Source organism: Bifidobacterium apousia (genome assembly GCF_007559275.1).
GTDB classification, from domain to species: domain Bacteria; phylum Actinomycetota; class Actinomycetes; order Actinomycetales; family Bifidobacteriaceae; genus Bombiscardovia; species Bombiscardovia apousia.
In genome coordinates, this window is sequence record NZ_VMHK01000007.1 from 53,504 (window position 1) to 76,534 (window position 23,031).

At 61.6% G+C, this 23,031-nt stretch carries 21 protein-coding genes; 13 read left to right on the forward strand and 8 right to left on the reverse strand.

From position 1 onward, the window contains the following. Positions 1 to 10: 10 nt before the first annotated feature. The gene (locus FPK30_RS07820) at positions 11 to 826 is read right to left on the reverse strand and encodes an amino acid ABC transporter ATP-binding protein (protein WP_101432222.1); all 816 of its coding nucleotides are present in this window, start codon (positions 824 to 826) and stop codon (positions 11 to 13) included. After that, positions 823 to 2,337, reverse strand: coding sequence for an amino acid ABC transporter substrate-binding protein/permease (locus tag FPK30_RS07825; RefSeq protein ID WP_260804499.1), 1,515 nt, complete (start codon positions 2,335 to 2,337; stop codon positions 823 to 825). Before FPK30_RS07825 ends, FPK30_RS07820 begins: the two co-directional genes overlap by 4 nt. 243 nt (positions 2,338 to 2,580) lie before the next feature. Here FPK30_RS07825 and FPK30_RS07830 point away from each other — a divergent pair, with 243 nt between their 5' ends. Both FPK30_RS07830 and FPK30_RS07835 read left to right on the forward strand, forming a co-directional pair. Then, positions 2,581 to 3,975, forward strand: a complete 1,395-nt coding sequence (locus FPK30_RS07830) for a replication-associated recombination protein A (RefSeq protein ID WP_144086013.1) — start codon at positions 2,581 to 2,583, stop codon at positions 3,973 to 3,975. A 185-nt stretch (positions 3,976 to 4,160) separates the two neighbouring features. Further along, positions 4,161 to 5,558, forward strand: a complete 1,398-nt coding sequence (locus FPK30_RS07835) for an MFS transporter (RefSeq protein ID WP_144086054.1) — start codon at positions 4,161 to 4,163, stop codon at positions 5,556 to 5,558. A gap of 16 nt (positions 5,559 to 5,574) precedes the next feature. Here FPK30_RS07835 and FPK30_RS07840 read toward each other — a convergent pair whose 3' ends face one another. Further along, positions 5,575 to 6,015, reverse strand: coding sequence for a MarR family winged helix-turn-helix transcriptional regulator (locus tag FPK30_RS07840; protein ID WP_144086014.1), 441 nt, complete (start codon positions 6,013 to 6,015; stop codon positions 5,575 to 5,577). A gap of 432 nt (positions 6,016 to 6,447) precedes the next feature. Here FPK30_RS07840 and FPK30_RS07845 point away from each other — a divergent pair, with 432 nt between their 5' ends. The 9 genes from FPK30_RS07845 (at position 6,448) to FPK30_RS07880 (ending at position 16,167) form a co-directional block, all read left to right on the forward strand. Beyond that, a complete protein-coding gene (locus FPK30_RS07845; RefSeq protein ID WP_144086015.1) occupies positions 6,448 to 7,026 on the forward strand; it encodes a haloacid dehalogenase-like hydrolase in 579 nt (192 codons plus the stop codon). A 120-nt stretch (positions 7,027 to 7,146) separates the two neighbouring features. Further along, positions 7,147 to 7,860, forward strand: coding sequence for an MtrAB system response regulator MtrA (gene mtrA, locus FPK30_RS07850; protein ID WP_260804502.1), 714 nt, complete (start codon positions 7,147 to 7,149; stop codon positions 7,858 to 7,860). After that, positions 7,857 to 9,494: an MtrAB system histidine kinase MtrB gene (gene mtrB, locus FPK30_RS07855; RefSeq protein WP_144086016.1), complete on the forward strand. Its 1,638-nt coding sequence runs from the start codon at positions 7,857 to 7,859 to the stop codon at positions 9,492 to 9,494. The genes mtrA and mtrB overlap by 4 nt, the downstream gene beginning before the upstream one ends. After that, positions 9,491 to 11,239: an LpqB family beta-propeller domain-containing protein gene (locus tag FPK30_RS07860; protein ID WP_144086017.1), complete on the forward strand. Its 1,749-nt coding sequence runs from the start codon at positions 9,491 to 9,493 to the stop codon at positions 11,237 to 11,239. Before mtrB ends, FPK30_RS07860 begins: the two co-directional genes overlap by 4 nt. Further along, the gene (locus tag FPK30_RS08235) at positions 11,236 to 11,424 is read left to right on the forward strand and encodes a hypothetical protein (RefSeq protein ID WP_222102871.1); all 189 of its coding nucleotides are present in this window, start codon (positions 11,236 to 11,238) and stop codon (positions 11,422 to 11,424) included. Before FPK30_RS07860 ends, FPK30_RS08235 begins: the two co-directional genes overlap by 4 nt. After that, a complete protein-coding gene (fruE, locus tag FPK30_RS07865; RefSeq protein ID WP_045924190.1) occupies positions 11,421 to 12,395 on the forward strand; it encodes a fructose ABC transporter ATP-binding protein FruE in 975 nt (324 codons plus the stop codon). The genes FPK30_RS08235 and fruE overlap by 4 nt, the downstream gene beginning before the upstream one ends. A 135-nt stretch (positions 12,396 to 12,530) precedes the next feature. Further along, a complete protein-coding gene (gene fruK / locus FPK30_RS07870) occupies positions 12,531 to 14,087 on the forward strand; it encodes a fructose ABC transporter ATP-binding protein FruK (protein WP_144086018.1) in 1,557 nt (518 codons plus the stop codon). Continuing rightward, on the forward strand, positions 14,084 to 15,163 hold the full coding sequence (gene fruF / locus FPK30_RS07875; protein ID WP_045924192.1) for a fructose ABC transporter permease FruF: 1,080 nt from the start codon (positions 14,084 to 14,086) through the stop codon (positions 15,161 to 15,163). Before fruK ends, fruF begins: the two co-directional genes overlap by 4 nt. Beyond that, entirely contained in the window at positions 15,160 to 16,167 is a 1,008-nt protein-coding gene (locus FPK30_RS07880) for an ABC transporter permease (RefSeq protein ID WP_144086019.1), read from the forward strand. Before fruF ends, FPK30_RS07880 begins: the two co-directional genes overlap by 4 nt. A 79-nt stretch (positions 16,168 to 16,246) precedes the next feature. On the opposite strand, the gene FPK30_RS07885 is transcribed toward FPK30_RS07880, so the two are convergent. Genes FPK30_RS07885 through FPK30_RS07905 form a run of 5 tightly spaced genes read right to left on the reverse strand, consistent with a single transcriptional unit; the run spans position 16,247 to position 19,385 of the window. Then, the gene (locus tag FPK30_RS07885; RefSeq protein WP_144086020.1) at positions 16,247 to 17,293 is read right to left on the reverse strand and encodes a Gfo/Idh/MocA family protein; all 1,047 of its coding nucleotides are present in this window, start codon (positions 17,291 to 17,293) and stop codon (positions 16,247 to 16,249) included. Continuing rightward, complete coding sequence (locus FPK30_RS07890; RefSeq protein ID WP_101432227.1) at positions 17,286 to 17,750, reverse strand: very short patch repair endonuclease; 465 nt, start codon at positions 17,748 to 17,750, stop codon at positions 17,286 to 17,288. The genes FPK30_RS07885 and FPK30_RS07890 overlap by 8 nt, the downstream gene beginning before the upstream one ends. Positions 17,751 to 17,762: 12 nt before the next feature. Continuing rightward, positions 17,763 to 18,302, reverse strand: a complete 540-nt coding sequence (locus FPK30_RS07895; RefSeq protein ID WP_144086021.1) for a peptidylprolyl isomerase — start codon at positions 18,300 to 18,302, stop codon at positions 17,763 to 17,765. Between the two features lie 28 nt (positions 18,303 to 18,330). Beyond that, positions 18,331 to 18,687 (reverse strand): YccF domain-containing protein, encoded by a 357-nt coding sequence (locus FPK30_RS07900; RefSeq protein ID WP_144086022.1) that lies wholly within the window; start codon positions 18,685 to 18,687, stop codon positions 18,331 to 18,333. Then, positions 18,678 to 19,385, reverse strand: a complete 708-nt coding sequence (locus tag FPK30_RS07905; RefSeq protein WP_144086023.1) for a TetR/AcrR family transcriptional regulator — start codon at positions 19,383 to 19,385, stop codon at positions 18,678 to 18,680. Before FPK30_RS07905 ends, FPK30_RS07900 begins: the two co-directional genes overlap by 10 nt. A 188-nt stretch (positions 19,386 to 19,573) precedes the next feature. Here FPK30_RS07905 and FPK30_RS07910 point away from each other — a divergent pair, with 188 nt between their 5' ends. Both FPK30_RS07910 and FPK30_RS07915 read left to right on the forward strand, forming a co-directional pair. Beyond that, the gene (locus tag FPK30_RS07910; protein WP_144086024.1) at positions 19,574 to 21,268 is read left to right on the forward strand and encodes an MFS transporter; all 1,695 of its coding nucleotides are present in this window, start codon (positions 19,574 to 19,576) and stop codon (positions 21,266 to 21,268) included. A gap of 82 nt (positions 21,269 to 21,350) precedes the next feature. Further along, positions 21,351 to 23,030 (forward strand): NAD+ synthase, encoded by a 1,680-nt coding sequence (locus FPK30_RS07915; RefSeq protein WP_415873704.1) that lies wholly within the window; start codon positions 21,351 to 21,353, stop codon positions 23,028 to 23,030. Position 23,031 lies beyond the last annotated feature (1 nt).

Sequence of the window (23,031 nt, forward strand, 5' to 3'; positions counted from 1 at the left end):
ACCCGGATCCTTAGAGGACCTTGGAGAGGAAGGACTGCAGCCGAGGGCTCTGCGGGTGGCCGAAGATCTGCTCGGGCGTGCCCTCCTCCTCGATGATCCCGGCATCGGTGAAGATCACCCTGGAGGAGACCTCCCGTGCAAAGGCCATCTCGTGGGTGACCAGAATCATGGTCATGCCGCCCTCTGCCAGGGAGCGGATGACTTCAAGCACGTCGCCCACCATCTCCGGATCCAGGGCCGAGGTGGCCTCGTCGAAGAGCATGATGTCCGGGTGCATGGCCAGGGCGCGGGCGATGGCCACACGCTGCTGCTGCCCGCCTGACAGATCCGTGGGCCGCGCGTCCGCCTTTTCCTGAAGCCCTACGGTCTCCAGCAGGTCCAGGGCCTGCTGCCGGGCATCCTCCTTGGGTGTCTTGTGCAGCATGTGGGGGGCCAGCGTGATGTTGTCGGCCACGCTCATGTTGGGGAAGAGGTTGAAGTGCTGGAAGACCATGCCCACGTGCTCGCGCAGCTTGTCGATGTTGGTCTTGGGATCGGAAATGTCGATTCCATAGACGCTGATGGTTCCCGAGGTCGGCATCTCCAGGGCGTTGATGCAGCGCAGCAGGGTGGACTTGCCTGCGCCCGAGGGGCCGATGATGGAGATGACCTCGCCCGGCTTGACCTCCATGTCGATCCCTTTGAGGACCTCGGTGTCGCCGTAGCGCTTGTGCAGGTCGCGGATGGATACGGCCGCCTGGGAAGTTCCCTGGTTGAGGCGACTTTGGTTCTGGCGGATGCGACGGGTCAGTCGTCCGGTGTCCATGTCCGGGTCCTCGAAGTTCATCGATGCAGCCTCCTATCGAGCATATTGGCCATCCAGGTCAGGGCGCTGATGGCGACGAAGTAGATGACGCCCACCATGAACAGGGTCTCGGTCACGCGGAAGTTGGCCGCGTAGATCTGCTGGGCCTGGTAGAGCAGCTCGCCGAAGCCGATGGCCAGCAGCAGGGAGGAGTCCTTGAGCATGATGACCAGCTGGTTGATGATGGAGGGCGTGGCGAATCTGACGGCCTGGGGCAGGATGACCCGACGCAGGGCCATGCGACGTGTCAGGCCCAGGCTGCGGGCTCCCTCCATCTGCCCGACATCCACCGACTCGATGGCCCCGCGCACGATCTCCACCAGGTAGGCTCCGGAGTTGAGGGACAGTGTCAGTGCGCCGGCCAGCCAGATGCTGATGCGGTGACCGATCAGCTGGGGGACGCCCAGGTAGAAGAAGAAGGCCCAGACCAGGACGGGTGTGCCCCTGAAGACCGCCACGTAGATCCGGGCGATCCAGGACAGTATCCGATTGGGGCTGATCCGCCACAGTCCCAGGATGATGCCGATGGCCAGGGCGATGACGAAGGATATGGCTGTGATGGCCAGGGTGTTGCGCAGGCCTAGCATCAGGGAGGGGAAGGCCTGGCGGACCAGCTCGAAGAATCCTGGCCTGGAGGCGGGGGCGCTCTTGCTGGACTGGCCGCTGCCCACATAGGAATCGACCAGCTGTTTATAGCTGCCGTCGGCCTTCATCTTGGCCAGACCCTCGTTGAAAGCGGCCACGAACTCCTTGTTCTCGCCCTTGCGGACGGCCGCCCCGTAGGAGGCACCAGGCTCCTTCTTGGTCACGGTCTTCAGCCCGTTGCCCTGGGCGATGCCGTAGGCCAGGACCGGGTAGTCGTCAATGACCGCCTGGGCATTGCCGGACTTGACCATCTCGTACATGGTGGAGGACTGGTCCACCGCCTTGACGGTGAAACCGTACTGGGCCGCCCGCTGCTTGGCGAAAGCCTCGCCCTCGCTGCCGGTTTTGACGGCCACCACGGTGCCTCGAAGATCCTTGTAGCTGTGGATCTGGTCGTTGTCCTTGGCAATGGCCATCTGCACGCCGGAGTCGAAATAGGGGTCGGTGAAGTCGTAGACCTGCTTGCGCTGGTCGGTGATGGTCATGCCGGCTATGACCACATCGGCCTGCTGGGAGTTCAAGGCCTGGAGGGCGGCGTTGAAGCCCAGGGACTGGATCTGCACCGAGAACCCCTCGATGTCGGCGATCTTGCGGATCAGATCCATGTCGATGCCGACCAGCTTGCCGGAGGAGTCGCGGAATTCGAAGGGGGCAAAGGTGGTGTCGGTGGCGACGCGGAAGGTGCGTCCGTGGACCGCCTGCGCGGCGGGTGAGTCCTGGGCCGCCTGCGCCGGCGTGGCCAGGGGGGCGACAATCAGGGCTGAGAGCCCCAGGACCAGGGCAAGCAGGCCCATGGCCCACCTGCCTGGACCCGATGTCCATCCCTGGCGAACATGCTTGGCGATCACTGGCGATTCTCCTTATTGCTCCTACTGTGCCGGTCCCGGTTTTTCATGGGCCTACCTGAAGATGTTCAGGCGGATGACCAGTAAACTGTACACACACCGGGTTTCCGGGACCCAACTACGCGCTGGGCGATACGGTCATATAGGTTTCCAGTCTAGCGCGTTCGTCTTGCTGTTTGTGGCAGGCGCAGGCCTATGCTGGTGAAGGCGGGGAGCCATAGGGCCCCGAGGAATGAGGTATTGCAGATGGTTGATGATCTCTTCCAGGCGGCGGATCCCCCCGAGGAGCACACTCTGCCTCTGGCGGTCAGGATGCGGCCCAGGAGCCTGGACGAGGTGGTCGGCCAGGACAAGGTCACGGCTCCTGGAACCCCCTTGGAGCGGCTGGCTCGGTCGGATCCGAACAACCGCCTGACGGCTCCCAGCTCGGTCATTCTTTTCGGACCTCCCGGGGTGGGCAAGACCACCCTGGCCTACATCGTCGCCCGACAGTCCGGGCGGCATTTCGAGGAGCTTTCGGCCGTCACCTCGGGGGTCAAGGAGGTCCGGCAGGTCCTCGCCCAGGCCCGGGAGCGGCTGGTCAGCCAGGGGCAGGAGACGGTCCTCTTCATCGATGAGGTCCACCGCTTTTCCAAGTCCCAGCAGGACGCCCTGCTGCCCAGCGTGGAGAACCGGGATGTGACTTTCATCGCAGCCACCACGGAGAATCCCAGCTTTTCGGTCATTGCGCCCCTGCTTTCGCGCTCGGTGGTGGTCAAGTTGGAGACCTTGGACGACCAGGACCTTGCCAAGCTGGTCCGCCGGGCTGTCAAGGACCAGCGGGGGCTCAAGGACCAGGTGCGGCTGGATCCGGCGGCTTTGGACCAGATCGTGCGTTTTTCGGGGGGTGACGCCCGCCGGGCCCTGACCATTCTGGAGGCTGCGGCCGGGGCTGTCACCGAGGGCGTGCCTCGTGCCAAGGGGGCGCGTCGGCCCCTGATCAATGCCAAGGTGGTCTCCTCGGTCATGGACGTAGCCGCTGTCCGCTATGACAAGAAGGGCGACGACCACTATGACGTGGCCTCGGCCTTCATCAAGTCCATGCGGGGTTCCGACGTGGATGCGGCCCTGCACTACCTGGCTCGGATGATCCGGGCTGGCGAGGACCCGCGTTTCATCGCCCGACGGATCATGATCGCCTCCGCCGAGGAGGTGGGCATGGCCTCTCCGGAGGTGCTGGAGATCGCGGTCGCGGCTGCCCAGGCCGTGGCCATGGTGGGCATGCCAGAGGCCAGGCTGATCCTGGCTGAGGCAGTCATCGCCGTGGCCACTGCGCCCAAGTCCAACGCCTCTTACATGGCCATCAACCAGGCCCTGGAGGACGTGGACGCCGGGCATATCGGCCAGGTTCCCCTGCACCTGCGCAATGCCCCCACCAAACTGATGAAGGCCTGGGGCAACCATGAGGGCTATCAGTATGCCCATGATGCCCCGGATGCGGTGGCGCCCCAGCAGTACATGCCGGACGAACTGGTCGGGCGACGCTACTATCACCCCAATGACCGGGGCTATGAGCGTCAGCTGGGTCCCCGTCTGGAGGCCATCAGGGCCATCCTGGACAGGGCCGCCGGACCGGAGGGAAACGCCGGGTCTGGGCAATGACCGTCCAGACTCCTATACTGGGCACCCAATAGACGTTGAGCAGCCACACAATGACCGAAACGCCGCAGGGTCCAGGCCTTCCATAGTGACGGTCGCCATGCTCCCAGAAGGAGCCTGTCGCCGTCGGCGGGTCTGGCATGGACACATGGGGCATGCCTGCCTCATGGACGGGCGCGAGGGTGACGATGTCGACAGCGGTCATTGACAATGCAGACATATCCGAACAATCCAAAGGTCTCGGCGTGGCCGAGCACGACTTGGCGGTCCGCGAGATTACCCGGCGAGTAGACAATGCTCGTGAATCGGCTACTTTTTACAAGATCGTGGCCCTGGTGGCCGCGGGAATGCTCATGGACAGCATCGATGTCTATGTGGGCAGCGCTGTAGCCAGTTCAGCCTTGAGCACCGGGTGGTCCACGGTCGCCCAGAACTCCCTCTTCCTGTCGGCCGGCTTCCTGGGGCTCCTGGTGGGTTCGCTCCTGGCCGGGTTCATCGGAGACCTGCGGGGGCGCAAGACCGCCTATCAGATCAATCTGCTGCTCTTCGGCGGCTTTACCCTGCTGGGTGCTCTGGCTCCGAACATGGCCGTCCTCTCGGTCTGCCGTCTGGGGGCGGGGCTGGGGCTGGGCGCCGAAATCGTCACCGGCTTCTCCATGGTCAACGAATTCGCTCCCATCCGGCATCGCGGTCGCTGGAGTGCCATCGTCTCCCTGGTGGCCAACACCGGAGTGCCCCTGGCCATGCTCCTGTGCGCCTGGATCATTCCGCGCTGGTCCTGGCGACCGCTCTTTGTGGGCATTGGTCTGGCAGCGGCGTTGATCTGGTATCTGCGGCGTGACATCCCTGAGTCCCCTCGCTGGCTGGCCCTGCACGGGCGAATGGACGAGGCCACCCAGGTGGTCGAGCTTCTGGAGGCCGACAATGGCCGGGGAGGGGCAAGCTCCGATTCTGCCAGCGGCTCAGCACTTGCTGGCAAGGATGAGGGCGTTGAGGCATCCGCCAAGGCTTCGGGCAGCATTGTCCGCGGCCTGATTGTGGCCACTGTGGCGGTTTCGGCCACCAATGTCTGCTCCTACGCCTTCACCTCCTGGGTGCCCACCATCCTGCTCAAGCGGGGCATCAATCTGAGCGGATCCCTGTGGATCAGCACCCTGATGATGCTGGGCGCTCCGCTGGGCTGCCTGATCGGATCCCTGCTGCTGGATCGCATCGGCCGCAAGCGGATCATCGTCACGGCCTTCCTGCTGACGGCGGTCTTTGGGCTGCTCTACGCTGCACAGACCAGCCAGGTAACGGCCATCCTGGTGGGCATCCTGCTCATGGCCAGCCTCTACGTGCTCATGTCTTCTGTGGTGGCCGTCTATGCGCCCGAGCTCTTCCCGACCACGGTCCGCTTCCGCTGCGTGGGCATCGCCAATGCCGTTGCCAAGCTCTGCAATGTGCTCATGCCTGTGCTGATCGGTGCCATGCTCAGCGTATGGGGGAGCACCTCAATCTTCGTCACCATCAGCCTGGTGGCCTTGGTCTCCATGCTGGTCGTGGGCCTCATGGGTTGGGAGACCTCGGGTCGTTCAGTGGGCTGATTCTGCGGTAAGCGGGTCAGAGCTGATTGGCCAGCAGACGGTTGTAGACGCAGCGAAGCTCGGACTGGAAGGTCTCGGGGTCGATATCGGGATTCTGCTTGAACAGGTCCGTCCACCAGTTGTTGACCGACCTGATCCGTTTGCGCGCGATGTCTGCGCCCGACCTGGTCAGGGCGATGATATTGACGCGGTGATCGGCGGGGTTCTGTTCACGGCTGACCAGGCCCTGGGCCTTCAGAGCCTTGAGATCCCTGGCCAGCAAACTGGGGTCTACGCACAGATCCCGGGCGATCTGCCGCTGGCTGAGGCCTGGATGATCATAGAGATATACGATCAGATCACCTTGAGTGCCCCGTAAGGTGGAGTCGCCCATGTACCGGCTGGTGTCATTGCGTGCATGCCGGTAGATTCCGGCTATGCAGCTGCTCAGGTTGTGGTAGTGGCTCTTCTTCAACATCGCTGCTGCCCCCTAGCTGGTAAGGAAAATCAAAGAGCTCGGCGGACATGATTGACCGCATGGACCCCTTCGGCGCCGTTCCCCTTCCAGGCCTATTTTCGACAAGTCCCAAACCTCGGCCTTATGTGAACAACGCATTTTCATCATATCAATACCGTCGACACCATGGGGATGATCCACGATCAGGACATGGATCAGGCAGGCCACGATTGCCCAGACGACGATTCCGATCGAGGCCTGTCACGGTCGATCGTCTAGGGATTGTCGGTCTCCTTCGTGCTTGTCGGCTGAAAAAGGACTGCCTATTCGTGAGGCTGTACAGGTCAGCATTTGGGGGAGTATGACCCATGGAAGTCGGGGACTATCACCGTCATTGCTCCACGGTATGCTAAGATGTTCGCTTTTTAGCGCTGAGATCTGGAAAGGACTGGCATGCGGGTACTGGACTTCGACGGCACCATCTACGATGGCGAGAGCCTGCTTGACTTCTACCTGTTCACTGCCCGCAAGGATCCGCGGGTGCTTGGCTACCTGCCGATTGCCCTCTTCTATGCCGTCCGCTATCGTCTGGGCCGGGTCACACTCGAGCAACTGGACTCGGCCATGCGCCGGGTGGGCTCGCGCTACCTGCGTCGCCTGACCTCGCGTCCCGGCTTTGACATGGACCGGTTGGTCAACCAATTCTGGGATGCCAACATGCACAAGATCATGGATTGGTACACCCCCCAGGCTGATGACGTGGTGGTGACCGCCTCCTTTGATCTGGTGGCGGGGGAGGCCTGCCGCCGACTGGGCATCACCCGCTGCATCGGCTCCACCCTGGATTTGGAATCCCTGACCGTGGGCTACCTCAACTTCGGGCCTGACAAGCCCCTGCACTTTCAGCAGACCCTGGGCCGGAAGACGGCCATTGACGCCTTTTACACCGATTCGGCCTTCGATCTGCCCATGATCGATCTGGCGCGGCGAGCCTATATGGTGGAGCATGGCCGGGTCCGTCGCATCAAATAGGTCAGCTCTGCCAATTCCCGCCAAGATCCGTCGGCGGGTGCAGCCCCGACCAACCCTGCTATCGTTCTGCTTAGAAGCAAGTGAGCATAATGGCATGCTGAGAACGAGGGAGGGCTTCTTGTGAAAGAGCCGGCCACGATACTGATTGTCGACGATGACAGGGATCTGGGCGAGATGTTGTCAATAGTGCTGCAGACGAAGTCCTACAGGCCGGTGACCTGTACGGATGGATCCAGGGCAGTGGAGATATTCCCTACGGTGGAACCTGATCTGGTGCTGCTGGACATCATGCTGCCCGGCATGGATGGGATCGGCATCGCCCGCTGGATCAGGTCCAGATCCAATGTCCCCATCATCATGCTGACGGCCAAATCCGATACCAAGAACATCGTCGAGGGTCTGGAGGCTGGAGCCGATGACTATGTGGTCAAGCCCTTCAGCACCGATGAACTCCTGGCCAGGATTCATGCACGTCTGCGTCCGGTCTCGGTCCGGGCTGATCAGGAGGGGCAGGAGTCACCGGCCGCCATCCATGGCCTGATAGAGATCAACCGCCAGGAGCACACTGCGGTCAAGCGGGGCAGGCAGCTTTCCCTGACACCCACGGAGTTCGAGCTGCTCTACGTGCTGGCCTCGCATCCCGGGGAGGTGCTCAGCCGGGGAGAGCTGTTGCGGAAGGTCTGGGATTACCAGGATATGGGCGATACCCGTCTGGTCAACGTCCACGTGCAGCGTCTCAGGCAGAAGATCGAAGACGATCCTGAAAATCCCAGAATCATCGAGACGGTTCGGGGCATCGGTTACAAGTATGCGGCTGAGCAGCCAGGATCATGAGCAGTCGCACGAGGCACAGGGTGGTGTCTTCCGCAGTCGGGATGTTCCTGCGCAGGCTCTACAGAGCAGTCAGGAGCTCCCTGCAGATACGGATGGTCCTTCTGGCAACGGTTTCGGCACTCCTGATCGGCGTCGTCTTCATGACAGCCTCCCTGTATTCGGTCAGGACCTCCCTCTTGAACCAGGTTCTGCGACAGGCGCAGGCCGACTTTGCCGCTGAGCTGACCAGGGCTCAGGGAGGACTTGACTCCGCAGACATCACCGGTGATGAGGGCAGCTATCAGAAACTGGTGGTCAATATGGCAGCCAACGTTCAGAATGAGGGGGCGCCCAACATGGTTGGGGTCTTCATCTGGCCAGATGACTCCACAGCCCGCAGGTTCGTCCCTGTATCCACTGCCCCGGGAGACAGCGACCTGATCACCCCGGAAATCAGGAATGCCGTCGTCTCAAATGGCAGCCACTCATACTCGCAGATGATCAACACGGCCGACAAGGGTCAGTACCCGGTCCCGGGCATCGTCATGGGGTCAATGCTGAGGCCGGCCACCACCGGAGGGATCGAGTTCTATGCCATCTACTCCTTCGCAGACCAGCAGCGCTCCGTGCTCTCCGTGCAGATGGCCCTTCTTGCGGTCAGCGTGGTGACCAGCGTTGTGATGGGGATCATCGTGTTCCTGGCCCTTCACTCAGTCATCCGTCCGGTGACCAAGGTGGCAGGTGCCGCCAAGGGATTGGCCCAAGGGGAGTCGGACGTCCGGGTCACCGAGGACCGGACCGATGAGCTGGGCACCCTGCAGCGTTCCTTCAACGTGATGGCTGATTCCATCAATGAGAAGATCGGTCAGCTGGAGGAGGCCGAAGCCTACCAGCGCAGGTTTGTATCAGACGTCAGCCATGAGCTGCGGACCCCGGTCACCACCATCCGCATGGCTACGGACCTGCTCTTCAAGACTCGGGACGACCTGGATCCCAGCAAGCGCAGGACCGTGGAATTGCTGGACAAGCAGGTGTCGCGCTTCGCCAGCATGCTTGAGGATCTTCTCGAAATATCCAGGTACGAGGCTGGCCAGACATCGCTGAATCCAGACCTGTGCGATGCCTGCGATCTGGTCCGCAACGTGGTCCAGCAGGTCGCCCAGATAGCCAGGACGAAGGGGGTTCCCGTGAAGGCGCTCCTTCCCGACCACAAGGTGATGATCACCGTCGATGCCAGCCGTTGCACTTCGATTCTGCGCAACCTGGTCAACAATGCCATCGATTTCGCCGAGGACGGGCCGGTGCAGCTGCGGCTGGCCGTCTCGGAGCACGCCGTGGTATTCAGTGTGCGCGACTGGGGAACCGGCATTGCGCCCGAAGACCTGACTCATATATTCGAACGGTTCTGGCGGGCCGATCCTTCGCGGTCTCGGTTGACGGGCGGTACAGGTCTGGGGCTGTCGATCGCCTTGGACAATACCGACCTCATGCATGGCCTGCTCCAGGTGCGCTCGCAGGTTGGGCAGGGGACCTGGTTCCTGCTGACCCTGCCCAGGGATGTCTCCGAGCAACTGGATCAGGGGAGTGCGCCGGTCCGATTCCAGCCTGGCCATGGTCTGGACGTGGAAGGCTTCTTCGAAGAGGCTGCATCATGAGCATTTTCAGACCGTCACGCTGGCCAAGAGCCTTTCGCCCTGTGCGGATGCTGGGGATGTGTGTGGCCATGGTGGCTGCTCTGGTCGCAGGAGGCTGCGCCAATCCATTCGGGCTGCCGACCTCAGGGTCGGTCCGTCAGCTCAGTCCCATCGAGAATCAGCCCCATCGCGTCTTCTCCTCCCCGGAAGGTCCTGTGGACGGAGCCGTGCCAGAGAGCATTGTCAAGGGCTTCCTGGCGGCTCTGCCTACCGGCATTCAAAGCGATGGCTTTGCTGTCGCCAAGTCCTACATGACCAAGCGGGCCTTTGCGGGATGGGATTTCAATGCATCCGTCTCGATCTATAAGGGTTCCCCTGTCTATGACCGAGTGGATGACGAGGGCAGCGGGAAGAGGACTGCCCTTGACCTGACCACCGAGTGCATTGGCTCCTTGGACGCCCATGGAATATTCTCCGTCACCGAGCAGGACTGCGGCTCAGGGTACAGGACCGAACGGTTTGAGCTCGCTCAAGTGCGCGGCCAATGGCGAATCAGCAAGGCCCCGGCGGGGATAGTGATCTCTTCGGATGATTTCATGCAGGTCTACCGTCAGGTCGTCATCTATCAGTTCCCCTTGGCCAAGGGTGTGCCTGTTCCCGACAACCGCTGGTTCGGCTGGCGAAACTGGAGGACCCTGGCCCTGAAGGAACTGCTGAAGGGCCCTCCGGCCTGGCTGCGGGATTCCGTGACGAACTTCAACACCGCCAAGGTCTCCCTGGCAGTCGATGCGGTGCAGCAGGTCAAGGGACGCATGGAAATCAGGGTCAGCAGCTCCTTCGCCTCCCTGAGCAGCGAAAACAGGGCCATGCTGGTCCATCAAATGCGGATGCTCTTGGGCGACGGCAATGGCGAGTTTGATCTGCGGGTGGTCGATGCGTCAGGGATTGACTACTCCCACGCGGATGACGACCTGACCATAGCTTCAGGGCAGACTTCCAACCGCATCTACAGTCTGGGCAGCAGCGGGGTGGTAGGTTTCAACTCCTCGAACCTGATCAGGGTCGGTCAGCCTCCCGTCTTTCATGAGCCCAGGGGGCTGGTCTTTTCCTCCAATGGCGGTGCGCTGCTGTCTGATCAGGGCCAGGTGACCTGTCTGAAACCCGATGCTTCATCCTGCGGAAAACTGTTTGCCGGCACACCCATTACCGCCATAGCCGGCAGTTTCACCGATGAGGTTTGGGCTGTCAGGCAGAGTGATTCCGCCATCCTGGTCGACGCAGGCAAGCCGGGTGCCTTGGAATTCGCCCTGCCCTGGCTGCATGGGCGGCGTGTGGTCGCCCTGACTGTGGCACCTGAGGGGCAGCGTCTATGCCTGGTGCTCGATGACGGTTCGCAGGGTATGAACACCCTGGTCATGCTGGGTATCGTCCGAGGCGAGAATCAGCGGCCGAAGGGCTTGAGCGACCAGATCCAGGTCATCGCCCGACATCGGGATATCAGGGCCTTGACCTTCTACAACGACGACACCCTGGTCTACAAGGATGGCGACATGGATGCGGGCGGCCATTCCCAGATCGCCCCTGGTCCGGAGACGATCCAGCATTTGCCGGCCGGAACCACAGGCTTGGCTGCAGGGCAGGTCAATCAGATGCAGAGCCTGATCGCCCTGGACCGTTCGGGCATCGTTCACTGCCTTTCCGGAGCCCTGGAGGGCATGTGGTACATCATTGATTCCCAGGTGGATACGGTTACCAGCGGCAGGTGACAATCACCGGGATGGGTGGGACCGGCTGCGGCTTGGCTGTCGGTGTGGTTGAACTGTTATCGATTTGTTATCACTGCGCCTTGAGCTCGGCAAGAGGAAAAACGATACTGAAAATCGTGGATGTCATCATCGATGATCATAATGCTGTGGCTTCGATGCTGACTACTCAAGGAGGAGAACAATGAATACAGTACTGAAGAAGGCGCTGACCATCGCCACGGCCTCGGCTGCGGTCTTGGCCATGGGAGCTTGCGGCTCTTCCGGATCCAGCTCCAGCAAGGGCGGCGACAAGCAGAAGACCATCGGATTCGTTGCTGTGGGTCCTGAGGGCGGCTTCCGCACGGCCAACGAGAACGATCTGAAGAAGGCCTTCAAGAACGCCGGATTCAACATGATCTATTCGCCGACCCAGAACAACGATCAGCAGAAGCAGATCCAGGCCTTCAACAAGTTCGTCAACGACGAGGTTGATGCCATCGTCCTGTCCTCCACCGAGGACAGCGGATGGGATGAGTCGCTGAAGAAGGCCAAGGAGGCCGAGATCCCGGTCTTCCTGGTCGACCGCAACGTGCAGACCAAGGACGAAAGCCTGGTCGCCTCCCACATCGGACCTTCCAACGAGTGGGCAGGGCAGCAGGCGGCAGAGTTCGTCAACAAGAACTTCCCCGATGGAGCCAATGGCCTGATTCTGGAGGGCCCTGCCGGCCTGTCGGTGGTCAAGGATCGCCAGAAGGGCTGGGATTCCAAGATCGGCGGCAACATCAAGGTTCTGGAGAGCCAGTCGGCCAACTGGTCCACTGACGAGGCCAAGACCGTCACCGCCGGACTGCTGGACAAGTACAAGAGCCAGAATGTCCAGTTCATCTTCTCGCAGAACGACGAGATGGGCCTGGGCGCTGCACAGGCTGTCGATGCCGCAGGTCTTAAGGGCAAGGTCAAGATCATCACCATCGATGGCACCAAGCCTGCTCTGAAGGCCCTGATCGACGGCGATCTGTCGCTGGTGATCGAGTACAACCCGCTCTTCGGCGAAACGACCGCCAAGACCGTCAAGGATTACCTGGACGGCAAGAAGGTCAAGAAGAACATCGTCATTGATTCGAAGGTCTTCACCGCCGACGAGGCCAAGAAGGTCATCGATTCCAGAGCGTACTGATCTATCGCTGATCGCATAGGACGCACAGGACGGCGCACCCGGGAAGGTTGCGGTACGCCGTTTTTCATGGGCGGGAAAGGGTCTTTGGGCCGCGGTACCGCCCCCGATCAGCATTCAGTTTGATGAGGCAAGACAATGACAAAAGAAGCACCCTTGGTCTCCATGAAGGGAATCAGCATTGAATTCCCAGGTGTCAAGGCGCTCGACAATGTCGATCTGCGTCTGTTCCCCGGTGAGGTCCATGCCCTCATGGGGGAGAACGGCGCAGGCAAATCGACCATGATCAAGGCGCTCACCGGGGTATACAAAATCAACGCGGGAACCATCACCGTCAACGGCCAAAACAGGATTTTCAACGGCACAGCCGATGCGCAGAACGCCGGCATCGCCACGGTCTACCAGGAAGTCAACCTGTGCACCAATCTGAGCGTGGGCGAAAACGTCATGCTCGGGCACGAGGTGAGGGGGCACCTGGGCATCAACTGGCGCAAGACCCATGAGGCGGCCAAAGGCTTTCTGGCCCAGATGGGCCTGACGGATCTGGATCCTCACACACCGCTCAATGAGATATCCATAGCCATGCAGCAACTGGTGGCCATCGCCAGGGCAATGGTCATCGATGCCAAGGTCCTGATCCTGGATGAGCCGACATCTTCGCTGGATGCCAATGAGGTTCAGGATCTTTTCCGGATCATGCGCAAGGTCAGGGACCGGGGCATCGCCATACTGTTCGTTTCCCACTTCCTGGACCAGGTCTACGAGATCGCCGACAGGATGACCATTCTGCGCAATGGCAAATTCGTCGAGGAGACCATGGTCAAGGACATGCCGCGCGATGTCCTTATTACCAAGATGATCGGCAAGAACGCCGATGAGCTCTCGCTGATCGGCACCAAGTCGAGGAAAGAGACACCCCAAGCCGCAACAGACCGGCCTCTGGCCAGCGTCCGCGGCTTCGGCAGAAAGGGCAGCATCTACCCCTTCGACATGGATCTTTTCAAGGGCAAGATCATGGGACTGGCCGGCCTGCTGGGTTCCGGCAGAACCGAAATCGGCCGCCTGCTCTTCGGCGCAGACAAGCCCGACAAGGGCACCTACACCTTTGATGGGAAGAAGATCTCCATCGACAGCCCGGCCAACGCCCTGAAGAACAAGATTGCCTACTCTACGGAGAACAGAAGGGATGAGGGCATCATCGGCGACCTGACGGTCAGGGAGAACATCATCCTGGCCCTCCAGGCCACCCGGGGCATGTTCAGGCCAATCCCCAGGAAGGAGGCTGACCGTATAGTCGACAAGTACATCAAGGAGCTCAATGTTCGCCCGGCCGATCCCGACAGGCTGATCAAGAACCTTTCAGGAGGAAACCAGCAGAAGGTCCTGCTGGCCAGGTGGCTGGCCACGGATCCTGAGCTGCTGATCCTGGACGAACCGACCAGGGGAATCGACATCGGCGCCAAGGCGGAGATCCAGCAGACGGTGCTGGATCTGGCCGCTCAGGGCATGAGCGTGGTCTTCATCTCCTCTGAGCTTGATGAGGTCGTCCGCCTCTCCGATCAGATAACCGTCCTCAAGGACCGTCACAAGATCGACCTGATGGACAACGATGACACGGTTTCCCAGCAGACCATCGTGGAAGACATAGCCAACACCTCAGTATCCGGACAATCTCAAGGAAAGGAGGAAAGATGAGCAAGCCCGCCAAGCAGCAATCGGAGGATGAAGGTCCATCCTTCCTGCGCCGCATATTCGGCAATCAGCTGATTTGGAGCGTGGTCGCCTTCCTCGCGCTGATTGTGGTCTGCACCCTAGTGGATCATTCCTTCCTCAGCCTGTCATACAATCCGCGCACAGGCGGCCTGGCAGGACCCCTGATCACCATGATCCAGGAGTCTGCGCGATACCTGATGATCGCCACCGGCATGACCCTGGTCATCTCGACCTCGGGCATCGACCTTTCGGTCGGCTCGCTCATGGCCGTGGCCGGAGCTGCAGCCATGCAGATGCTGATCAACGGGGTGAACGTCTGGATGGCTATTCTGATCTCCCTGGCCGTAGGTCTGGTTCTGGGTTGCATCAACGGTGCCTTGGTCTCCATTCTGGGACTCCAGCCCTTCATCACCACGCTGATCATGATGCTGGCAGGCAGGGGACTGGCCAAGGTCATCACCAATGGGCAGAATGCCGATGCTTCAGGCGTGGCCGGCAGCGGACCGTTGCGCTGGATGGCCAATGGCTTCATTCTGGGAATCCCGGCCAATTTCGTCATAGCCGTGATCATCGTCTGCCTTGTCGGTCTTCTGATGAGGAAGACGGCAGCCGGCATGATGATCGAGTCGGTGGGCATCAACCAGGAAGCCAGCCGAATGACCGGCATCAAGCCCCGTCGGATCCTCTTCCTGGTCTACGCCATCTCCGGTCTGCTGGCCGCTGTGGCAGGGCTGTTCGCGACTGCTTCAGTGATGAGGGTCGACGTGGTCAAGACCGGTCAGGACCTGGAGATGTACGCCATTCTGGCTGTGGTCATTGGAGGCACCTCCCTGCTGGGCGGCAAGTTCTCGCTGCTGGGAAGCGCTTTCGGCGCCGTGATCATTGCGATGATCCGCAAGACCATCATCACCCTGGGCATTGATTCAGCCGCCACGCCAGCCTTCTTCGCCGTGGTGGTCATCATCATCTGCGTCATGCAGGCGCCCAAGGTGCACAACGCGGTCGCTGAGTTCAAACGCAGGCGTGCCATGAGGCAGTCTGCAGAGGTGGTGGCATGATGAAGAAGAGTGCAAGCAGACAAGCAGGTTTCCGGCTGAGCCCCAGGGCCATTCCGACAGTTGCTGCCGTGGTCATCTTCCTGCTCATGCTGATCATGGGCCAGGTGCTCTTCGGCACTTATATCCGGCTGGGATTCATGTCCTCGCTGTTCATGGACCATGCCTACCTGGTGATTCTGGCAGTAGCCATGACCTTCCCCATTCTCACCGGTGGCATCGATCTGAGCGTGGGGGCCATAGTCGCCATCACTGGCGTCGTCGGTGTCAAGCTCATGATCGCCGGCGTGCCGGCGGGGTTGGTCATCGTCATCATGATCGCCATTGGCGCAGTCTTTGGACTGCTGGCCGGCGTGCTCATCGAAGAGTTCAACATGCAGCCCTTCATCGCCACGCTGTCCACTATGTTCCTGGCCAGGGGCATAGCCTCCATCATCTCAACTGATTCGCTCAATATGCCGCAGAACAACAACTTCAGCTGGATCGGCGGCGAGGGCCTGAAGATCATTGACAACCCGAAGATTTCCAATGACCTTTCGCTGAATTTCGGCGTGATCGTCGCGCTGGTTGTTGTGGCAGTCAGCTATGTCATCCTCCACAAGACCAGGACGGGCCGTACCATCTACGCCATCGGCGGTTCCCGGTCCTCGGCCGAGCTGATGGGCCTTCCGGTCAAGCGGACGCAGTATGTCATCTACCTGACTTCGGCTGTCCTGGCCTCCATCGCCTCCATCGTCTATGTGGCTGGCATCGGTTCGGCCAAGAACACCATGGGCGTCGGCTGGGAGCTGGACGCTGTGGCTGCAGTCGTCATCGGCGGCACCTTGATCACTGGCGGTTACGGCTACGTGCTGGGTTCTGTCATAGGAGCCTTAGTCCGTTCGATCATCGATCCTCTGACCTCGGACTTCGGCGTTCCTGCCGAGGCCGTCACCATCGTGGTTGGTCTGATGATTCTGGTCTTCGTCATCCTCCAGCGTCTGGTGACCTTCGTGAGAAAGGAATGAAGCAGGGTTTTCCTGGATGATCCGAATGGGGGCTGATGCCGTGGCGATTGCGGCATCAGCCCCCATTCGCGCTGCTAGTTCATGATTCGAAGGGGAAGACCAATCCCCACTGGCGGCGCAGAGAGTCCATGAGCTCCATGATGCGCAGGGTGTCCTTGTGGGGCATCTGGGCGCACTCGGTCTTGCCGTCCAGGATGGCCTGTGCTGCGCTGGACACCTCATACTCATAACCGGTCAGCTGGTCGGGGACGGGGTAGCGCTTCTTCAATTGGTGATCCGCGTCGTACAGGTCGATGGACTCGACGTTGTTGATGTTGGCGCACTGCAGGTAACCCTGGTCTCCCCAGATGCCGCCGGTCCGGTCGCTGGCCGAGACCATGGAGCTGGTCGCTGCCCCCATGGATCCATCCTGGTAGAAAATGGTCGTGGAGTTCTGGCTGTCCACGCCCTCCGGGCTGCGGACCCAATCCGTGCAGACCCGCTCAATGGGCTTGGGCCCCATGACCATGTCGATGAAGTTGAGAGGGTAGACGCCCACGTCGAGCAGGGCGCCGCCGGCCAGGGCCGGGTCGGTCATTCTGGCCTTGCCCACGGTCACATATCCCAGGTTGGCGGTGACCGTTCTGACGGTGCCGATTTCCCCTGAGGAGACGATGTCGTCGATGATGGAGCGCGAGGGCATGTACCTGGTCCAGATGGCCTCGGTGCAGAGCAGGCCGGTGCTCTCGGATGTTTCGATGACCTGTTTGGCCTGGTCGGCGTTGGCCGTGAAGGACTTCTCGACCAGCACGTTCTTTCCCGCCTTCATGCAGGCGATGGCCTGCTCGGCGTGGAGGCTGTGAGGCGTGGCGATGTAGACCAGATCCACTTGGGGATCGTCCAGGAGCTCCTGGTAGGAACCATAAGAGTGCTCGAATCCATATTTTTTGGCAAAAGCGGCTGCGCGATCCCCATCCCTCGAGGCCACGGCGTATGGGGCAACCAGATGGCTGTATTGCTGGTCTTTGGCCATCATGACCACCGTCTTGGCCAGCGCATTGGCTATCCGTCCGGCGCCGAGAATGGCGAAGTTGACCCGCATGCCCTTCTGCTCAGCCTCTTGTCCTTTGCCGTTCAATCTACTCATCCTTGACTCCTTCGTTTGGATGGCCATCAGCCGTGATGGCCTCATATAATGTTTGCAGGGTTTCCTGGGCATGGCGGGCATCCAGCTGGCACTCCCAAACGGTGAAAACCCGCCAACCCATGGCTTTCAGTTTTTTGCCCTGCTCCTGATCCCGCAGACGGTTCCTTGTCAGCTTGGTGGTCCAATATTCCACATTGGATTTGGGAAGGGAGAATTTGGCACAGCCCTGATGCATGTGCCAGAAACAGCCATTGACGAATACCATGGCCCGCCACTTGGGCAGGACCACATCAGGATGGCCCGGATACCGCTTGTCGTTTTTGCGAAACCGCAGACCGCGCGAGAAGAGGTAGGACCGGACCTGGCGCTCTATTGATGTTTCCGTGCCCCTGATGCGGGACATGGTGTAGCTGCGTGTGCCGGGCTGGAATCTGCTGGGTGCCTTTTTCGAAACCATCCCCGGCACGGCTCAGAGGACTTCGACGCTGTTGATGAAGACCGGCTCGAGGGGACGGTCGCCCGGGTCAGTGGCCACGGCATCCAGCTTGTCGACCACCTTCCGGGAATCCTCATCGGCCACCTGGCCGAAGATGGTGTGATGCCCGTTCAGCCAGGGGGTGGGCACGGTGGTGATGAAGAACTGTGATCCATTGGTGCCATGGGTCTTCCCTGTGGCGGGGTCACGGCGCAGTCCTGCATTGGCCATGGCCAGCTTGTAGGGTTCCTCAAAGGTCAGGGAGGGGTCGATCTCATCGTCGAACTCGTAGCCGGGGCCGCCTGTGCCGGTGCCCAGCGGGCAGCCGCCCTGGATCATGAAATCCTTGATGATCCGGTGGAAGGTCAGCCCGTCATAGAAGGGATCCTGACGCTTCTGGCCCGTTTCGGGGTCGGTCCAGTTTTTGCGGCCTGCGGCCAGGTCCAGGAAGTTGGCTACGGTTTCAGGGGCCTGATCGTCAAAGAGGTCCAGGCGAATATCGCCCTCCGAGGTATGCATGATAACTGTGCTCATGTCACCAATCCTTTCATAAGATGGCGACTCACACTGAGGATCCGAAGGGCATCAGGGCCAGGCGGGCCATCTTGAAGGCCTGCAGACCGAAGGGGATGCCCACCACGGTCAACATGGTGACCAGTCCGGCCACCAGATAGGCCAGGGCCAGCCACCACCCGCCCAGGATGATCCAGAGCAGGTTGGCCAGCCAGGATCCCAGTCCGCCTCCATAGATGACCTGTCGGCCAAAGGGGGTCAGGGTGAGTCTGGCCATCTTGAAGGCCTGGATGCCTAGGGGGATGCCTACTACGGTCAGGCAGAGCACGATACCCACCAGGGTCCAGGCCAGGGCGATGGCCAGTCCTCCCAGCAGCAGCCAGCAGATGTTGCCGATCAGGCGCATGCGGGTCCTTCCGTCAGGGTGGCGGTGACGGCCTTGGCGCAGGCGGTCACCTTCTCAATGATGATGGTCAGTCGTTCCTGCCGTTGTTCGGGAGCGAGATCCAAGTCCAGGGCGTCGATCAGTCGCATGCCGGATTGGACGATGCCCCGCGTCACCTCCACGCCCATGGCCGGATCCGCTGGGCGCAGGGCTGTCCACGCCTGGATCAGCGGCTGGTTGACCTGCCGGTGGAAGTTCAGCAGGGCTTGGATCTGCCGGTCTGTGGACCGATCGCTCCTTGAGGTGGGCTCGTGGGGATTCGAGGGACTGCCGTAGATCAGGGCCCGGCGTAACTGCTCGTCGTGCTGCTCGGCGTAGAGGTTCATCAGCCAGCCGTGTCCGTGCAGTCCGGCCTGCTCCAGATTGGTGCGGGTCCAGACCTCAATCGTCCGCCGCGGGTCGTCTGTCCTGCCCAGGGCCTGGTCCAGGGCTTGGCCCCAGTCAGGCAGATGCCGTTCCATGACCATATCGCAGAGCTGATCGGCATCCCGGGCATAGCGGTAGAGGGAGTTCCGGGCCAGGTTGGCGCGTCGGGCCACCTCGGCCATGGTCAGCTGGCCTCGTCCGCCGGTGCGCAGGATGGCCTCGGCGGCGGCGATGATCTGGTCCAGGGTTTTGGCGCGGTGCTCCTGGAGCGTGGATTCGCGGATCCTGGGCATGGTCCTCCTTGGTCCGGCCTCCTGGGAGTGGGCCGGTCATGGGGCATATGATATGGCCTATTTGCTGCGGAACCAAGCTGCCAGGACTGGTTCAGCGTGCGGCTTGTCCGCGCAGAGTGAACTTGCCAGACGAGTTTTCGCGACGTATAGTCGCAAAAAATTCGCAGGCCAGGGTGAGGGGAGTTCAGATGACCGGATTGGCAAGTGCGGACGTGAAGATGGGCAGCCAGAAGAACCGTCAAGAGTCTCAGGAGGCAACGCCGCCCTGGCGTGCCCTCTGGGTGTTGGCCCTGGGTCTGGCCATGATCGTGCTGGATTCGTCCATCGTCAACGTCTCCATTCCTTCCATCATCGCCGCCATCCACATCAATCTGGCTCAGGCCCAGTGGGTGACCGCCCTCTACAGCATCGTCCTGGCCGCCCTGCTCCTGCCTTCCGGTCGACTGGGGGACATGATCGGACGCAAGCGGATCCTGCAGGTGGGCACGGTCATCTTTGTGCTGGGTTCCGTCTTCGCCGCATCGGCTTCCTCCGGCACAATGCTGCTTCTGGCCCGGCTTGTTCAGGGAATCGGCGGCTCCCTGGTCATGCCTTCCACCCTGTCTACCGTGTCCGCCACCTTCAGGGGTCGGCACCGGGCCACCGCTTTCGGCATCTGGGGGGCCGTCATGTCATCCGCTGCGGCGGTCGGCCCCTTCCTGGGCGGGGTCTTCACCAGCACCATCGGGTGGCGGTGGATCTTCCTGGTCAATCTGCCCCTGGGACTGATCGTCCTCCTGACCAGTGCGGTCTTTGTGCCCGAGACCAAGTCAGCGCCCGGGCAGACCGGTGACCGGTGGGGAATGCTTGCCGACTGGAAGGGCATACTCCTTTCGGCCCTGGGGTCGGCCCTGGTGGTCTTTGCACTGATCGAGGGGCAGACCTACGGCTGGTGGCATCCACGCGCCGCACTCGATTTGGGCCCTCTGCACTGGTCCGCATCGGCACCCCTGTCGCCGGTCCCGGTCAGTCTGCTCCTGGGGTTGGCCCTGCTGGCCGCCTTTGCGATGACCGAGCTGTCCAGGGCGCGCAGGGGCAGGATGGTCATCCTGGACGTTTCCATGTTCGCCATCGGCACTTTCGGCTGGGGCAACCTGACGGCCGCCATCGTCAACGCTGGTCAGTTCGCAGTCATGTTCATCCTGCCCCTCTACCTGATCAACGCCAGAGGCCTGAGTCCACTGGGGGCCGGATCCATCCTGGGCGTCATGGCTCTGGGGTCAGTTGTTTCGGGCGGTCTGGCCCGGGTTGTCTCAGCCCGTCTGGGGGCCGGTGGCACGGTGCAGACGGGCCTGCTGATGGAGATCGTCGGCGTGGCCCTGTCCATTCTGCTCATGCGCGGGTCGGTGCCGGTCTGGCCCATGACCCTGACTCTGATCATCTACGGTGCCGGCCTGGGCTTTGCCTCGGCACAGCTGACCAGCCTGGTGCTCTCCGGTGTTCCGGTGGCCCAGTCCGGACAGGCTTCGGCCACCCAGTCCACCATTCGTCAGTGGGGGACCGCCCTGGGTGCTGCAGTCTCCGGTTCCGCCCTCTCCCTGGCTCTGAGCCTGGTGCTGCCAAGGCATCTGACGGCGCTCAAGGGGATCTCGGCGCAGATGGCCGATGGCCTGGTCAGATCCGTTCAGTCCTCTGCCGGGAATGCCATCGTCGGCCTGCGCGCCCAGGGCACACGGGGTCGGCTGGGAGCCCTGGGTCCTCAGGTGACCAATGCCCTGACCGAGGGATTCACCCAGGGCGCCCAGTGGGCCATGGGCTTTGCAGTCCTGCTGCTTCTCGTGGGACTGGCTGCCTCGGTGCTGGTGCGTCGGGCCGCCCGCAAGGCTGGCGCCGACAAGGTCTGAGGCGTCCGCGATCCCGTTTTTCCCGGGTCCCTCCCTGCACGGAACTGTCTGCCCGCCGGCTGGCCCGGCACGGTTTAGAATCATGGGTATGGGCATACAAGACGAACAGCCGCAGCGGGATGGCGATCTGCTGGTGGCTCTGGCTCAGATCGACACCTGTGTGGGCGATCTTGACGGCAACGCCGACATTATTATGGATTACTCCCATAAGGCAGCTAAGCAAGGGGCGGCCCTGGTGGTCTTTCCTGAGATGAGCCTGACCGGTTACCCGATCGAGGACCTGGCCTTTCGCGCCAGTTTCCGTCGGGCCGCCTGGTCCCGGGCCGACCGTCTGGCCAGGGAACTGGACGAGCAGGGTCTGGGCCATTTGCATGTGATCGTGGGGACCGTGGGCACCGACGCGGATCAGGACAGGCCCCGCAATCGGCTGGTAGTGCTGCACCAGGGGCGTGTCGAGGCCGGCTATGACAAGCACTTCCTGCCCAACTACGGAGTCTTCGACGAGTACAGGATTTTTACTCCGGGGGACAGAACCGTGGTCCTGGAGGTGCAGGGGCACCGGATAGGGCTGGCCATCTGCGAGGACATCTGGCAGGAGGGCGATCCCATCAGCGACCTGGCTGGCCGGGACATCGACCTCCTGGTGACCATCAATGGCTCCCCCTTCGAGGAGGGCAAGGGGCATGTCCGCTACGAGCTGGCGGCTCGCCGGGCCAAACAGGTCGGTGCGCCTCTGCTCTACCTGAACCAGGTGGGCGGGCAGGATGATCTGGTCTTCGACGGCGGCAGCTTTGTGGTGGACCAGGATGGCACCCTGCTGGAGCGCTCGCCCAGGTTCGTCCAGGATCTGTCCACGTGGACCTTGCCTGCACGAGGGGAGCGCCCAATGCCCAGCAAGTCATGCATGGCCGAAGAGATGCCTGGAGACGAGGAGGTCTATCGGGCCTGCGTGCTGGGGCTACAAGACTATATGGCCAAGAATCACTTCACTGGCGTCTGCCTGGGGCTCTCAGGCGGGATCGACTCGGCCCTGGTGGCCACCATGGCCGCCGATGCCTGCGGGGGGGAGCACGTGCGCGGCATTTCCATGCCCAGCCGCTATTCCTCGGAAGGCTCCCGGGATGATGCCGCCGACCTGGCCCAGCGTCTGGGCGTGCGTTACGTGGTCCAAGCCATAGGCCCGGAATTCAATGCCTTCCAAGGGCAGCTGCATCTGGAAGGGGTGGCTGAAGAGAACCTGCAGGCCCGGATACGCGGCGTCATCGTCATGGCTTACGCCAATGCCGAGGGGCTTCTGGCCCTAGCCACAGGCAACAAGTCCGAGCTGGCCTGCGGTTACTCAACTATCTATGGTGATGCAGTAGGCGGCTACGCGCCCATCAAGGATCTGCTCAAGACCCGGGTCTGGCAGCTGGCCCGCTGGCGCAACGCCCAGGCTCAGGCACGGGGCGAACGTGAGCCCATCCCCGTCAATTCCATCGTCAAGCCGCCTTCGGCCGAGCTGCGCCAAGGGCAGAAGGACTCTGATTCCCTGCCCGACTACAGCCTGCTTGACAAGGTCCTCGAGGCATACATCGAGCGTGCGCATGGTCGGGCCGACCTTCTGGCCGATGGCTTCGATCCCGACACGGTCGACACGGTCATGCGGCTGGTGGATCGAGCCGAGTGGAAGCGGCGTCAGTACCCGCTGGGGCCCAAGGTCACCTCCCTGGCCTTCGGCCGGGACCGTCGGCTGCCTGTCACCAACGCCTTCAGGGAATGAT

Coding starts and splice junctions, on each gene's coding strand:
- fruF (WP_045924192.1), top strand. CDS start 14,084: ATGAGCAAGCCCGCCAAGCAGCAATCGGAGGATGAAGGTCCATCCTTC.
- FPK30_RS07840 (WP_144086014.1), bottom strand. CDS start 6,015: ATGTTGAAGAAGAGCCACTACCACAACCTGAGCAGCTGCATAGCCGGA.
- FPK30_RS07910 (WP_144086024.1), top strand. CDS start 19,574: ATGACCGGATTGGCAAGTGCGGACGTGAAGATGGGCAGCCAGAAGAAC.
- FPK30_RS07905 (WP_144086023.1), bottom strand. CDS start 19,385: ATGCCCAGGATCCGCGAATCCACGCTCCAGGAGCACCGCGCCAAAACC.
- FPK30_RS07860 (WP_144086017.1), top strand. CDS start 9,491: ATGAGCATTTTCAGACCGTCACGCTGGCCAAGAGCCTTTCGCCCTGTG.
- FPK30_RS07880 (WP_144086019.1), top strand. CDS start 15,160: ATGATGAAGAAGAGTGCAAGCAGACAAGCAGGTTTCCGGCTGAGCCCC.
- FPK30_RS07885 (WP_144086020.1), bottom strand. CDS start 17,293: ATGAGTAGATTGAACGGCAAAGGACAAGAGGCTGAGCAGAAGGGCATG.
- FPK30_RS07820 (WP_101432222.1), bottom strand. CDS start 826: ATGAACTTCGAGGACCCGGACATGGACACCGGACGACTGACCCGTCGC.
- FPK30_RS07845 (WP_144086015.1), top strand. CDS start 6,448: ATGCGGGTACTGGACTTCGACGGCACCATCTACGATGGCGAGAGCCTG.
- FPK30_RS07895 (WP_144086021.1), bottom strand. CDS start 18,302: ATGAGCACAGTTATCATGCATACCTCGGAGGGCGATATTCGCCTGGAC.
- mtrB (WP_144086016.1), top strand. CDS start 7,857: ATGAGCAGTCGCACGAGGCACAGGGTGGTGTCTTCCGCAGTCGGGATG.
- FPK30_RS07900 (WP_144086022.1), bottom strand. CDS start 18,687: ATGCGCCTGATCGGCAACATCTGCTGGCTGCTGCTGGGAGGACTGGCC.
- FPK30_RS07830 (WP_144086013.1), top strand. CDS start 2,581: ATGGTTGATGATCTCTTCCAGGCGGCGGATCCCCCCGAGGAGCACACT.
- FPK30_RS07890 (WP_101432227.1), bottom strand. CDS start 17,750: ATGGTTTCGAAAAAGGCACCCAGCAGATTCCAGCCCGGCACACGCAGC.
- FPK30_RS07915 (WP_415873704.1), top strand. CDS start 21,351: ATGGGTATGGGCATACAAGACGAACAGCCGCAGCGGGATGGCGATCTG.
- fruE (WP_045924190.1), top strand. CDS start 11,421: ATGAATACAGTACTGAAGAAGGCGCTGACCATCGCCACGGCCTCGGCT.
- fruK (WP_144086018.1), top strand. CDS start 12,531: ATGACAAAAGAAGCACCCTTGGTCTCCATGAAGGGAATCAGCATTGAA.
- FPK30_RS07835 (WP_144086054.1), top strand. CDS start 4,161: ATGTCGACAGCGGTCATTGACAATGCAGACATATCCGAACAATCCAAA.